Consider the following 823-nt stretch of genomic DNA (forward strand, 5'->3'; position numbering starts at 1 on the left):
CTCCACGCTGTTGTAGACGATGAAGATGTTGGAGCGCGGGAACGGGGTGATGTTCCCGTTGGAGCCGTGCAGCAGGTTGGAGTCGAACATCACCGCGGAGCCGGCGGGGCCGGTGATCTGCTCGATGCCGTGCCGCTCGGCCATCCGCGTCAGGTGCTCCGGGCCCGGGGAGCCGACGGTGATGCGGTGCACGCGCAGCGACTCCTTGTGGAAGTCGGGCGGCGTCTGGCCCACCGACGGGATGAACGTCTTGTGCGTGCCCGGCATGACCAGGAGCGGGCCGTTGAACGGGTGGTTCTCGCTCAGCGCGATCGACACGCTGAACGCGCGCGGCCGGGGCACGCCGAAACCGGGCTTGTAGTTGACCCGGCTCTGGTGGATGTAGACGTCCGAGTCGAGCACCTGCCGGGCGATGTCCGTGAGCTTTGAGGAGAACAGCAGCCCGGCGAAGACCTCGCTGACCTTCTCCACCTCGAAGACCGAGCGCACCCGGTCGGAGTCCGGCTCCAGCACCACGCGCTCACTGGCACGCAGCACCGGGTCCTGGCCCAGCCGCTGCAGCTCGGCGCGGTAGGTCTCCACCTCGTCCGCGCTCAGCAGGTTGTCGAGGACCAGGTAGCCGCTGGATTCGTAGGCCGCCAGCTGCTCGCCGCTGAGCGGGCCGGGACCCTGGCCCCACACGGTGGGGTCGACGCGCGGCTGCGGGACGGCCTCGCCGGTGACACGGGTGGGGTACAGGTCGGGGCGGAGGGTGGTGCTCATGCGGCGGTCTCCTTCACGGGTGCGGGGGTGGTGTCGGTGGTCACGTGCGGCGCCGGCGCCG

1 protein-coding gene is annotated in these 823 nt (G+C 70.1%); it reads right to left on the reverse strand.

Annotated elements, in window-relative coordinates:
• A partial coding sequence (locus CCN44_RS41425; RefSeq protein WP_086704368.1) for a phytanoyl-CoA dioxygenase family protein occupies positions 1-762 on the reverse strand: 762 nt, incomplete at its 3' end.
• Positions 763-823 lie beyond the last annotated feature (61 nt).

The organism is Streptomyces tricolor (genome assembly GCF_002155905.1).
GTDB classification, from domain to species: Bacteria; Actinomycetota; Actinomycetes; order Streptomycetales; family Streptomycetaceae; genus Streptomyces; species Streptomyces tricolor.